Origin of the sequence: uncultured Acetatifactor sp., assembly GCF_948601915.1 — a bacterium.
Lineage (GTDB): Bacteria > Bacillota > Clostridia > Lachnospirales > Lachnospiraceae > Acetatifactor.
The window spans coordinates 1-13,150 of sequence record NZ_CAPDXS010000146.1 but is presented as its reverse complement, the minus strand read 5'-3'; the positions used below and the strand labels follow the sequence as shown (position 1 = coordinate 13,150).

General features: G+C 53.9%; 13 protein-coding genes. All 13 read left to right on the top strand.

The features are described 5' to 3' along the window. Positions 1-252 precede the first annotated feature (252 nt). Complete coding sequence (locus Q2B33_RS19785) at positions 253-1,101, top strand: hypothetical protein (protein ID WP_300795109.1); 849 nt, start codon at positions 253-255, stop codon at positions 1,099-1,101. 315 nt (positions 1,102-1,416) lie between these two features. Beyond that, positions 1,417-1,989: a TetR/AcrR family transcriptional regulator gene (locus Q2B33_RS19780; protein ID WP_300572968.1), complete on the top strand. Its 573-nt coding sequence runs from the start codon at positions 1,417-1,419 to the stop codon at positions 1,987-1,989. Positions 1,990-2,199: 210 nt separating this feature from the next. Further along, positions 2,200-2,370, top strand: coding sequence for a hypothetical protein (locus tag Q2B33_RS19775; RefSeq protein ID WP_300572971.1), 171 nt, complete (start codon positions 2,200-2,202; stop codon positions 2,368-2,370). A 357-nt stretch (positions 2,371-2,727) separates the two neighbouring features. Further along, positions 2,728-3,330, top strand: a complete 603-nt coding sequence (locus tag Q2B33_RS19770; protein WP_300572974.1) for an RNA polymerase sigma factor — start codon at positions 2,728-2,730, stop codon at positions 3,328-3,330. Continuing rightward, positions 3,327-4,634 carry a hypothetical protein gene (locus Q2B33_RS19765; RefSeq protein ID WP_300572977.1) on the top strand — a complete coding sequence of 436 codons (1,308 nt, stop codon included), beginning with the start codon at positions 3,327-3,329 and terminating at the stop codon, positions 4,632-4,634. Before Q2B33_RS19770 ends, Q2B33_RS19765 begins: the two co-directional genes overlap by 4 nt. 580 nt (positions 4,635-5,214) lie before the next feature. Continuing rightward, complete coding sequence (gene argS, locus Q2B33_RS19760) at positions 5,215-6,981, top strand: arginine--tRNA ligase (protein WP_300573018.1); 1,767 nt, start codon at positions 5,215-5,217, stop codon at positions 6,979-6,981. 67 nt (positions 6,982-7,048) lie between these two features. Continuing rightward, a complete protein-coding gene (locus Q2B33_RS19755; protein ID WP_251207741.1) occupies positions 7,049-7,258 on the top strand; it encodes a helix-turn-helix domain-containing protein in 210 nt (69 codons plus the stop codon). A gap of 315 nt (positions 7,259-7,573) precedes the next feature. After that, positions 7,574-8,125, top strand: a complete 552-nt coding sequence (locus Q2B33_RS19750; protein WP_300572982.1) for an HIT domain-containing protein — start codon at positions 7,574-7,576, stop codon at positions 8,123-8,125. A gap of 148 nt (positions 8,126-8,273) precedes the next feature. Next, positions 8,274-9,629 carry an AAA family ATPase gene (locus Q2B33_RS19745; RefSeq protein WP_300572985.1) on the top strand — a complete coding sequence of 452 codons (1,356 nt, stop codon included), beginning with the start codon at positions 8,274-8,276 and terminating at the stop codon, positions 9,627-9,629. Between the two features lie 6 nt (positions 9,630-9,635). Further along, a complete protein-coding gene (locus tag Q2B33_RS19740; RefSeq protein ID WP_300572988.1) occupies positions 9,636-9,938 on the top strand; it encodes a hypothetical protein in 303 nt (100 codons plus the stop codon). Between the two features lie 73 nt (positions 9,939-10,011). Then, positions 10,012-10,155, top strand: a complete 144-nt coding sequence (locus Q2B33_RS19735; RefSeq protein WP_300572991.1) for a hypothetical protein — start codon at positions 10,012-10,014, stop codon at positions 10,153-10,155. 50 nt (positions 10,156-10,205) lie between these two features. Further along, the gene (locus tag Q2B33_RS19730; RefSeq protein ID WP_300572994.1) at positions 10,206-12,917 is read left to right on the top strand and encodes an FAD-dependent oxidoreductase; all 2,712 of its coding nucleotides are present in this window, start codon (positions 10,206-10,208) and stop codon (positions 12,915-12,917) included. A gap of 52 nt (positions 12,918-12,969) precedes the next feature. Further along, positions 12,970-13,150: hypothetical protein (locus Q2B33_RS19725; protein ID WP_300819791.1), on the top strand; the 181-nt coding region annotated here is incomplete at its 3' end.

The following is a 13,150-nucleotide window of genomic DNA, read 5'->3' as shown; positions in this document are numbered from 1 at the left end:
GAGGTCATGCTGGACTATGAGCGGAAACGGACCGCCACGCTGGGGGAACTGACGCTGGAGTGGTGGATTTAGCATGGGCGAGTCAAAGCTGCGTGAACTGGACGCTCTGGCGGAACTGCTGCGGGAACCGGATGAAAACGGGGAGCAGATAGTCCCATGAGGTGAAAGCTTGGACAAAAATGGGATAAACGGCATGACTGGCTGTGTGAAAAGACGGAAAAGATCGGACTTACGTCTGCGTAGGAGGGAAAAATGGAGCACGTAGCAGAGTTGGGCGGAATCGTCACAGGATTCCATGTGACAGGGCAGTGCATCGACTGTATGTGTGGGAAAAAGCTGCTGAAAATCGATAAAACATCCCGAAACATTCTTTGTCAGAAGACAGTGTTCGGGAAAGATGGGCTGTCAAGAAAGCTGATTGCAGATGACGATCGGATTTATATCTATGATTTCTGTACGCTTTATGTCCTGGGCCAAAAGGACTATGAACTGTTAGGCAAGTGGCAGTTAGGCAATGATTTAAGCTCTGATATATGTGGGATGACTGTGGATGATGAGACCATTTATTGTTCCATACGGAACGGAAAAGTGATTACTCTTGACAAACAGTCGTATCGGCAGAAAGAGTTCACTGTTTCCGGAAGCAGTATGTGGAGTCTGCAGACATATGGTTTATACTTGATTGGCGGAACGGTGGAAGGGGAGCTGCTGCTATTGGATAAAAGGACGCTTTCCATTGAAAAGAACCTTGTCCTGGGGAAGAAAAACATCGGCAGCCTGCATATTGACGGAGAAGCCTTATATGCCGCCGGTCACGATGGAAAACTTTACAAAATCAGCATAAGAAGCTTCGAAATCCAGGCATCTGTGAAGAAAGCGCACAGGAAAATGTTCGTTTGTGCAGGGGTAAGCGGGGATATGCTGGTAACCATTTCTTACCCTTGCTCGGAAATCGCCTTTTGGGATAAGGATACATTGGAAAAGATAAAAGTGATCAATACTCCATTAAAGCTATCAGGGAGCGCATATATAGAAAACAATTTCATGTATCTCTCTTCTCGTAATATCTTCGGAATTGACAGGATGAAATTAGATGAGTAGCTAATCTGGCAGGTGATTTTGCTTCCTAAATATATATTCGGTGATTGAATCTTGCACACAAACCGGATAAACGGCATGACTTGCTGTGTTTAATCTCTCCGGGTCTAATTCCCCGCAGCTCTGCTGCGGGGAGTTTCATTGGTTGGCAGGAATTAAATGCCATTTATATAGTCGCGTAAATTGCGTGAAAGAATGGAAACAGGGCATCAGGCGGCGCAGGAACTTATTGACAGATTCTGTAGCCAGTTATATAATTCAGTTATATAAATAATTTATATAACTGAATTATAGGATTGCATACAAGGAGTGGTGAAGATGCCGAAGCAGAGAATCACGAAAGAGATGGTGGTGGACGCTGCCTTTGAGATAGCGAAGAGCAGCGGCATGGAACAGGTTCTGGTGAAGAATATCGCGGACAGAATCGGTTGCTCCGTGCAGCCAATCTACAGCTATTGCAGGAACATGGACGGCCTGCGCCGGGACGTGGCAGCGCGTGTCCGCTGTTTCGTGCGGGAATATGTGGCGGAGCGTATCGACAGGGACGACCTGTTCCGGGGCACAGGCAGGGCATATATCCAGCTGGCGAAAGAACAGCCTCATTTATACAAGATATTCATCCTGCACCGGCGGGAGGGGATATCGTCCCTGGAGGATCTGTACCGGGCGGAGGCCGATTCCGGGACAGCCGGATTGCTTGCGGATAAGCTGGGCATCAGCGCGGAGCAGGCCAGACAGCTGCATCTGAACATGCTGATCTACACCATTGGAATCGGCACTGTTTTTTCCGTGACCACGCCGGGGATTTCAGCGGACGAGATATATGGGCAGCAGGAAAGCGCCTATGAAGCATTTTTGAATCAGGCAATGGGCGGAAAGGAGCGGAAATGAGGAAAGGGAAATTATGCATCCGGCATAGCCGGGCTGGCGTTCCTGAAGAAGCACATCGTCCAACTGTAGGATAAGAGGACAGCCGTTTTCTGCGTCGGCGCGTCCCCCTATGACGAAAGCGCGCTGGAGGAAATCAGAGCGCGGAACCTGACGGGAGGGCTGCAGGGAATTCCGCTTTTCTACGGGCGGGGAACCTGGGATGAGAGCAGAATGACGTTCCGGGACAGAGCCCTGTGCAGGATGCTGCAGAAAGCCGTGGCGAAGAGAGACCCCGACACCTATGAGCCGTGGATGAAAGCGCTCATGTGTGCCGTAGGGCAGGCCTGCGACTGGACAGACCGGGCATATCTGGAACCGTTGTTGGACTATCTGAAAGAATAAGGAAAAAATCTATAAAAATTCTTTTTTCGTGCAACCAACTCCTGATTTTGTCGGAATATATAGTGAAAGCGGTAAGCAAAGCGCAAGAGAAAAAAGGCTCTTGGAATTTTGGAAGCGGAATCAAGTATTGAGGCCGAAAGGCACCCGGAAAGCGGGGGAATCAGCCCCAAGGAGTTCCGTAAAGCAGCGTGATATGCGGCCTGGAGGTTTCGGGAGGGTATAAGAAAGAATCGGAGGAGAATCCGGTTATTCCATATCTGATAACGAAAGCGATGAACGGAGCGCAGAAGAGCCAACGGGTAAGCGCAGAAGAGACAACGGGCAGGCGCAGAAGAGCCAGGGAATGAATGCCAGGGAATGGGAGCGACAAAAGGGAGCCACAGGAAAGGGGAAACAGGGATGCAGGACGAAGCGATTGTAGGGATGTACTGGCAGAGGGATGAAAACGCGATTCAGGAGACAGAGCGCAAATACGGGCACTATCTGTCGAAGATTGCCTATCATGTGCTGGCTGACCTGGAGGACAGCAAGGAGAGCGTCAACGATACCTATCTGAAAGCGTGGAATTCCATGCCGCCCCACAGACCGGAAGTCCTTTCCGCCTACCTGGGCAGGATCACCAGACAGCTGTCCATCGACATGCTCCGGGGACGGAACCGGAAGAAGCGGCAGGCATCGGAATACGCCCTGTCCCTGTCCGAGCTGGAAGACTGCGTTTCCGGCAAAGATGCCACGGAACAGGACGTGAATCTGCATCTGCTCTCGGAGGCCATCGGCGCTTATCTCCGCACGCTGACACCGGAAGCCCGAAATACTTTCGTGGGAAGGTATTACTATATGGATTCCCTGAAAGAAGTGGCCGCATATTTCGGCATGAGCGAATCCAAGGCGAAGAGCATGCTGTACCGCACGAGACAGGGACTGAAGGCTTATCTGGAACAGGAGGGATTTGTGGTATGAGGAAAGAACAGATTAGTGACGCTTTGAACTTGTTGGACGATGCTATCCTGGAAGAGACCGACAGGCTGCGGAACCGGGAGGGGAGGAAAAGGGCCGGAAGTCTGTGGAAATGGGCTGCCGCAGCGGCCGGTCTTCTGCTGGCGGCATGCGTGGGATGGATTGTCATGGAACAAAAACAGAATCAGTCGGGCCAGGACTCCTCGCTCCACGCGTCCCATGACCCAGAGGGGAGACAGGAACCCGGCACACAGGAGACAGGGGGCGCCGCAGGGCTTCCCATGCTTTCCGTGACAGAGATTGGGCAGGAGGAAGCAGCGGGCTATGAGGGCGTCAGAGTGCATGACATCTCGGAGTTAGTCAATGCAAACCCCTGGGGCGAGGCGTTGGGGATTTCATCTCTGCCGGTGTATGAAAATGTTCTCTCCTACGATGAGCGCTACATCGCACAGGGCGGAGACTTTCATAAAATGCGGGAATTCCTGATTGAGGTCGCGGGCAGCTTAGGACTGGAGGAGGAATCCCTGACCATCACGGATGATGTGCCGGACGAAGAGACGAGGCGAATCATAACGGAGAAGCTGGAGATGGTCGGAGACACCGTGCCGGAAGGGTATTTCAATCCCACGAAGCTAATCGGGGAAGCGGAAGGGCTGAAAATCGAGGTGAATCAGGCCATGACGGCTACGGTATCTTTTGAACCGGCCGTATCCCTGCCGGAGGAATATCGCTTTACCCATCACGCTGCCTATGGGGAGCTGGCGGAGACGGCAGAGTATCTGGAAAAAGAGTACGAGGATTTCATCGGGATGGAGCATCCTGCGGCGAATATCTATGGCGGCAGTTACAATATCGATCTCCAGCAGAGCTATTGGATTGAATTTTATGACCGGGCGGAGGATATGGTCCAACGCATCATCAATTACAATTTCAACCGGACGGCCTTTTACTGCGATGACCAGGGCAGGCTGTACCTGGCCAGGAGCTTCCGGCCTGATCTGTCGAGGATGGTGGGAGAGTATCCGATCATCACGGCGGAGGAGGCGAAAGAGTTTCTGCGGAAAGGCAATTATATCACCACAGCGCCCTATGAGATGCCCGGAGAGGAGTTCATCGGGAAAGTGGAGCTGGTCTACCGCGCGGGAGAGCGGGAGAGGTATTATATGCCCTATTACCGCTTTTATGTGGAACTGCCCGAAGCGGCTATGGATGACGGCCTGAAAGCTTATGGCGCGTACTATGTTCCGGCTGTGGAGAGCGCCTACCTTTCCGACATGCCTGTATGGGACGGCAGCTTCAATTTCTGACAACAGCATATTTGCGGAGCGTGGATTCCGCTGCGGAAAGCTGCTCCCGCTGCCCCTGCCAGGGACGGCGGGAGTTCCGGCGTGCATCTGGCACCGCATCGTGACGGAAGGGCTGCCAGCTTCGGGATACAAGCATGGCAATGCGCCCGATGTGGAAGTCTACTTGAACCCTGACCCGCAGAATGCCCAATATGAAGTCCGGATACAGGGGGAGCGTTCCGATGCGGGGCGCTTCAGGACGTGAACCTGCCGGAAGCTCAGACAGCATTCGGATGTGCCTGTGACCTTCCTCGCCAGTGCGGGAGTGACGAGCGGATGATTGGGGGCGGCATTTGAAAGAGTCTGCTACGAACCGGGATTCTCGAAGGGTTCTCGAAGGGTTCGCCGGAGCGCAGAGAAATAGGTTGCGCGAAGGAGAAAATTAGGGTATAATGCTGACACAGAAAAGTGCTGTGTCAGTTTCTGGCTCCATGGGTGAATCAAAAGAGAGAATATCGGCAGAATCGCGTTCGTATGGGCGGAGGCCTGGCCCATGGTATGCGGAAAAGTCCTGACAGAGCGGGAAGAACGGAGAATCGAAATGAAGAAGATACTGGATGTATTGACGGAAGAAATGGGAAAGGCTTTCGAGGCGGCCGGGTATGAGGCGGCCCTGGGCAGGGTGACCCTGTCCAACCGCCCTGACTTGTGCGAATATCAGTGCAACGGCGCTATGGCGGGGGCAAAGAAGTATAAGAAGGCTCCTATCATGATTGCCAATGATGTGGCGGCCCGGCTTGCGGACAGCCCTGTATTCAAGGAGGCGGCAGCCGTGGCTCCGGGCTTCCTGAATCTGAAACTGTCCGAGAGTTTCCTGCTGGGCATGGTGAAAGCCATGGATTCGGAACCGAAATTCGGTTTGGAAATGCCTGAAAAACCGAAGAAGATAATGATCGACTACGGCGGGGCAAATGTGGCCAAGCCCCTCCATGTGGGGCATCTGCGCCCGGCCATCATCGGCGAGAGCATCAAGCGCATCAGCCGCTATGCGGGCCATGAGGTCATCGGGGACGTGCATCTGGGGGACTGGGGCACGCCCATCGGCATGGTGATTGCGGAGCTGCAGGAGCGCAAGCCGGATTTGCTGTATTTTGACGAGAGCTACCAGGGCGAGTATCCGGCGGAAGAGCCTATCACCGAGGCGGAGTTCGCGGAGATCTACCCCCTGGCCAGCGCCAAGTCAAAGGAGGATGCGGCATTCAAGGCAAAGGCCCTGGAGGCCACCCGCAAGTTCCAGAAGGGTGTGCGGGGATACCGTGCCCTGTGGAAGCATATCGTGGATGTGTCCAAGGTGGATCTGAAGAAGAATTACGACAGCCTGAACGTGGAGTTCGACCTGTGGAAGGGCGAGAGCGATGTGAACGACCTGATACCCGAGATGGTGGATTATATGAAAGAGGGGGGCTGGGCCTATATCAGCGACGGCGCTTTGGTGGTGGACGTGAAGGAGGAGGCCGACACCAAGGAGGTGCCGCCCTGCATGATCCTGAAGTCCGACGGCGCGTCCCTGTACAACACCACGGACTTGGCTACCATCATGGAGCGCATGCGCCTGTATGCCCCGGACGAGATTATCTATATCACGGACAAGCGCCAGGATCTGTACTTTGAGCAGGTGTTCCGCTGCGCCCGCAAGACGAAGCTGGTGAAGCCTGAGACGGTGCTGAAGTTCCTGGGCCACGGCACCATGAACGGCAGCGACGGCAAGCCCTTCAAGACCAGGGACGGCGGCGTCATGCGCCTGGACGTGCTGGTGCGGGAGACCCAGGAGGAGATGTACCGGAAGATTCGGGAAGGCCGGGAGATGCCCGAGGAGGAGGCGAAGGCCGTGGCGGAGACCGTGGCGCTTTCCGCCCTGAAGTATGGGGATTTGTCCAACCAGGCCGCAAAGGACTATGTGTTCGATATCGACAGGTTCACTTCCTTTGAGGGGGACACCGGGCCTTATATTTTGTATACGATTGTACGTATCAAATCTATCTTAAATAAGTATAAAGAGCAGGGCGGGAAGCCGGAGGGGCTTGCCCTCCAGGAGGCCGGAAGCGAGTCGGAAAAGGCTCTGGAGATGGCGCTGGTGCAGTTCAATACCATGATTCAGAATGCGTCTGAGGAAATCGCGCCCCACAAAGTATGCGCCTATATTTATGACCTGGCCAACGCTTTCAACCATTTCTATCATGAGACCAAGATTTTAGGCGAGGAGGACGGGGCAAGGCGGGAGAGCCTAATCGCGTTGCTGGCGCTGACCCGGGACGTGCTGGAGACCTGCATCGATTTGCTGGGATTTGCCGCGCCGGAGAAGATGTAGGACAGGGCGGGATGGCGACAGGCTTTACGAGGCATAGCCGCAGAAACAGTATCGCAAAGCGAAGCATATGGGGCAAAAAGTCACTGACCGGGAAATCGACCTTAAAATAGACTGGAAAATCAGCAATCCCTTTGTCACACAGAAGATGCTGGGGGATGTAACGGGGCTTTCACGGAGCGGGGTGAGGTATATCATGGGACAGCTCCGGGCAGAGGGGATTCTACAGCGTGTGGGCTCCACCAAGAAAGGCCGGTGGATTCTGAAAGGCAGTGATTGAAGAGACAGGCGGAAGCAGGCGCATAGAGTATCTGCTTCCGCTAATTTATACTTAGGAATTGTCTACAGACACTTCCTTAGGAACTGTCTGTAGACAATTCCTTACACCCGAAAACATTTGCCGCTGCTTTTCCATATTGTGTTCAAAATCGTTTTTAGAATTTCGGATTTTACGTTTGTCTTTTCTGCGCTTGCATGGTAAACTTACTATAAAGAGAGCTAACGCGACAAAATAATTAAATCTGTATTGGGGCCGGACGGATGCCCGCAATGGCATTGGCGGCGGAAAGGGAAGCAGAGAAAGCGGAGGTGGCGGATGAAAGCGCTGAAAAGGGCGATAATGAAGGTTGCCAGAAGCAGGATAGGAGGCGTCCTGGCCAGCTTCTGCGTCAGGAGATGCCTGTGTCTGCTGCCGGTAAAGGTGGAAGCCAGCTCAGCGGAATTCGTGATGATGCGCCATCCGCAGCCCATAGCCCGTTGGCACGCCGTCATCGTGCCCAGGCGGCGGTTTCCGGATGTGGAGGCTCTTTTGCAGGATGAGAGGGCATGGGCTGCGTTTGCGGCATTCGCGGAGGCGCATGTGGATTTCCGGGAGGTTTCCATGTGCTGCAACTTCGGGGCGCGGCAGGAAGTGAAGCAGGTACATTTCCATGTCCTTTCCAGGGAAGCGCTGGCGGAGAAGGCGGATGAGGAGACGGAAAGCTTCGAAATGGAAGGACGGAAAGCATGTTTCAGCAGCCGGGGGAATGCCTACATGGATGCCGCTGATTTGGCATGTGCGGCATTTGTCAGGAAAGCTTTTTCGGAGGAAAAGAGCAGGCGTCCCGGGGGATTTTCCCTGATTTGGCGGCTGGGACAGTGGGGGTGAGACAGCCGGGGTGGTCTGTGCGTTTCGGCTGTAGAGAGACCGGCGATAGAGTGCAAAGGCTTTTGCATGGAAAGCGGATATCCGATAGAATGGATATCGGAAGCGGCAGTGGGCACAGGAGCCGGACAAAGGGGAGGTTTGCCTAAAGGTGGGTTGGAAATTAAAAGTAGCGGGATATGGAAAAATAGAAAGCGCAGAGATTGAGATGGCTCCATTGACTCTTTTTGTGGGCGATAACAACAGTGGAAAAAGTTATCTGATGTCGCTGCTATGGGGGATTCTGAATCTGGAAGAGGTTTTTGCCGGTACTGGAAGTGCGCTGGAGACAGAGGCGGAAGAATGGCTGTTGCGCTGGGTAAAGGAGCAGATGGAAACTGCCAGGGAACAGGGCGGACATACTGTGCAGGCCAGCGAAATCGGAAGTGAACTGCAGACTGTTTTGCAGGCGAGGATAGAATGCCATAAAGATAAGCTGGTAAAAGCGATTTTTAACAGTGCGGATGTTGATATAAAGGAATTGCAGATAGAATTGACAGGATTGGACGATATTTCTATCGGCTTCAGAGCTAAGACAAGTGAAGACAAAATCATATTTTCGATTCGCCTGGGAAATGATGCTAAAGGGCATGTGACATACTTTTCTGAAAAGGGTCGTATGTCTGAAGATTTGGATGAATCAAATTGGGACTTTTTTGTAAACAATATTTTCAGATTTTTACTTAACGAGGGACGGCTTAGGACGTTAAACAAATGCATTTATCTCCCGGCCGCAAGAACGGGTTTTATGCTCACGAAGGATGTCATCAATAAAGTCGGCAGAAGAGCGGCCTTTAACATAGGGATAGAAACGGAACCCTTGCCACCCTTTGTAAGGCCAATCAATCAATTCCTGGACGTGATAAATGACCTGACTCTTGACGGCGAAAGCAATGAAAACTTTGCGGAAATAGTGGAGTATTTGGAGAGCGGCATGGCTGACGGGACAGTAGAAATGAGTTCTCTTCCGAATAAGGAAGTGACCTACGTCCCGAATGGAAAAACGACAGGAATGTCATTGAGAACCGTATCCGCTGTAGTGACGGAGCTATCTCCGCTTATCTTGATACTAAAGCATAAAAAGAATGTGGGAGCCCTGTTTTATGAAGAGCCTGAAATGTGCCTCCATCCCCAGCTTCAGCAGAAAATGGCAAGAGTTTTATGCCGGCTGGTAAATGCCGGGGTGCAGATGAATGTCACGACGCACAGCGACATCATACTGCAGCATATCAATAACATGATACGCCTGTCCGGGCGGGAAGACAGGGAAGAAATATGCCATCAATTGAGATATGATTCCCGTGATTTGCTGTGGTCGGAAGAAGTCAAAGTCTACCAGCTTCGGGCAGAAGCCGGAGAAAAGACAAAGGTGGAAGAATTAAGCTGCGGTAAAAACGGTTTTGCGGTTCCGACATTCAACGATGCATTGGACAGGATTATGGACGAGGCATATGTGATTCAGGAGTAGAACGGAATGGGAAATACAAAAAGAGAATTCATCATAGAAGATTTGATGGTACAGGATTTTATCGTACATGAGGGTTCGGAAATGCTTCTGGAGGAGGCAGAGGAAACCGGAAGAAGCCAATTGCAGGTAAAACTGGTATCGGATGATAATCTGTGTATTGCAAATATGGATAAGAAAAAGACAGACTTTCTCTTTTTTCAGGAAGGGAAGACGAAGTCCATGTATAAAAGGGTTGACCATTTATACTGCTTAACGATTTCGCCTGCCGTGAAACCAGACTGCATAACGCTGACTGGTTCAATCGCATGATTACATTAGGCAGTATTCAGCGTTATGCAGTATAATATTCGAAAGACAGAATGGGAACCAATGGAAGCTGTACTTGATTGAGATGAAAGGCAGTGTAGGGGAAGAAAAGTGGGCGGAAATCAAAGGCAAATTCCGGGCAAGCTACCTTGTGGCTCAGGCCCTTGCCGGTATGCTGGAACTGGACATCGCCGAGGCCGCAATGTACACGATTCCTTAATACTTTTTTGGAAAAAAGACAGAACAATAAATTGAAGGAGGCAGACAATCATGAAAATTGTCATCATCGGCGGCGTAGCCGCCGGCACAAAGGTGGCGGCGAAGCTGAAGCGGGAGACTCCCCAGGCTGAAATCGTCATCTATACCAAAGGAAAGGAGATTTCCTATGCCGGGTGCGGCCTTCCGTACTACATCGGCGGAGCCATCGAGACGGAAGGGGAACTGATCGTGAACACCCCTCAGAAGTTCATGGGCCTCACAGGCACCACGGTACATACCCGGAGCGAAGCAGTGGCGATAGACCCGGAGGCAAAGACGGTTTCCGTGCGGAAGAGTGGCGCGGAGACAGGCAGCCAGGGAACGCAGCAGCCAACAGGTGAGGGAAATGGGGCGGAACCCCAGAACCCCGGGGCAGTTGTCGGCGGAAGGGGAGCGGTGCTGTCGGGGACAGAATCTGACGGTGCCCTGTCACAGAGCCGGGAAGTGGAGACAGTAAAATATGACAAGCTTGTCATTGCCGTAGGAGCGGAAAGCTCCGTCCCCCCTGTGGAAGGCACGAAGCTTCCCGGCGTGTTCACCGTGCGCACGCCCCAGGACGCCATCGGCTGCAGAAAGTATGCCGAAGAGCAGAACTGCAAGCGGGCCGTCGTGGTAGGCGGCGGTTTCATCGGCCTGGAAGTGGCTGAAAACCTCATGGCGAAGGGCCTTTCCGTCACCGTCATGGACATGGCGGCTCAGCTGATGCCCAATATCTTCGACACGGAGATGGCGGATTATGTCAGAAGGAAGCTACAGGCAAAAGGCATGCGCATCCTCACCGGCACGGCCTTGCAGCGGATTGCCGGCACGGACAGGGTCACCGGCGTACAGACCGGCACGGGAACCCTGCCCGCGGAGATGGTCATCCTGGCGGCAGGCATCCGCCCGGCCACGAAATTCCTGGCAGATACCGGCCTGGAGATGGACAGGGGCTGCATCGTCACGGACGAATACCAGCGCACCAATCTGCCGGACATCTACGCCGCGGGGGACTGTGCTCTGGTGAAGAACCGCATCACTGGACGCACCCAGTGGTCTGCCATGGGCTCCACCGCCAACATCGCCGGACGGGCGCTGGCCCTCTCCCTGAGTGGCCAGGAGACCCCTTACCCGGGCTGCCTGGGGACGGGCGTGGTGAAGCTGTCTTCGGATTTGAACGCGGCGCGCACAGGCCTTACGGAGGAACAGGCCAGGGCAGCCGGATTCCAGGTGGTTTCCGCCCTGTGCGTCACGGACGACAAGGCCCATTACTATCCGGATTCCGCCATGTTCGTCACCAAGATGATTGCCGATGGGGAAAGCCATAAGCTGTTGGGCCTTCAGGTCATCGGCGCGGGCGCGGTGGACAAGATGGCGGACATCGCCGTCACCGGGATTTCCTTTGGAGCGAAAGCGGAAGATTTTCTCACCATGGATTTCGCCTATGCGCCGCCTTTCTCCACCGCCATCCATCCTATCGCGGCGGCCTGCGGCGTGCTGGTGAACAAGATGAGCGGGAAGCTGGAGTCCTTTACCCCCGGAGAGTACGCGGCGGGCGCGGCAAACGGATACCGCCTGGTGGACGCCCATCCCGCACCCGCCCTGCCCGGCGCGGAGTGGTTCGATTTGACCAGACCGGAAGAGTCTTCCGCGAAATATGACAAGGCGGAGAAGCTGCTGCTGGTCTGCGCCAGGGGCAAGAGAGGGTATCTCATCCAGAACAAGCTGAAAGCCCTGGGATTCACCAATACCCGTGTGCTGGAAGGCGGTTCTACGTTCAATGTGGTCAAGAGGGCGGTTCCTGCAGGGGGGAAGCTCTCTCCTGAGGAGATCAAGCGGGTGAAGGGTCTGGGATGCCTTCAGGACAAACGTTACGGCGATGTGTTCAACGTCCGCGTGATCACCAGGAACGGCAAGATCACCACCGAAGAGCATCGGGCCATCGCGGAGGGAGCGGAGCGCTTCGGCAGCGGCGAGATCACCATGACCACCCGCCTGACCATGGAAATCCAGGGGGTGCCTTACGCCAACATCGATCCCCTGATCGCGTTCCTGGCGGAGCATAATCTGGAGACCGGCGGCACTGGCTCTCTGGTGCGCCCTGTGGTGTCCTGTAAGGGAACCACCTGCCAGTACGGCCTGATTGACACATTTGATATCAGCGAGAAGATTCATGAACGTTTTTACGAAGGCTATCACCATGTGACGCTGCCCCATAAATTCAAGATAGCCGTGGGCGGCTGTCCCAACAACTGCGTGAAGCCGGATCTGAACGACCTGGGCATCATCGGCCAGAGGGTGCCCCTGTTCGACTATTCCAAGTGCCGCGGCTGCAAGAAATGCCAGGTGGAGACCTCCTGTCCCATCAAGCTGGCCAAAGTGGAGGACGGCTGCCTGAAAGTGGACGCCGAATCCTGCAACGGCTGCGGGCGCTGCAAGGGAAAATGTCCCTTCGGCGTCACTGAGGAGTACATGGACGGCTGCAAAATCTACATCGGCGGCAGATGGGGCAAGAAAATCGCCAACGGCCGTCCCCTGGATAAGCTGTTCACCAGCGAGGAGGAAGTGCTGGATACCATAGAGCGGGCCATCCTGTTCTTCCGGGACGAGGGTATCACCGGCGAGCGCTTCGCGGATACGGTGAACCGTCTGGGATTTGACTATATACAGGATAAATTGCTCCACGCCCAGATCGACAAGTCCGCGGTGCTGGAGAAGAAAGTGAAGGGTGGGGCCACCTGCTGATGGGAATCTTTGGGCGCCAGAATGGGATTCCTGCGGAGGAAGCCAGGAGCTAATGCCCGGCAACCCTAAAATCCTTGCCGGAATCGGTATCTTCGCGGATATCCGATTCCCGGCAGGGATTTTTTTGCGCCTCGGCACCATGCCCGGCCTATTTGCTCTTTGCCGTTCCTATCCGGCACTTATACTGCTTAACGATTTCACTTGCCGTGAAACCAGACTGCATAACGCTGACT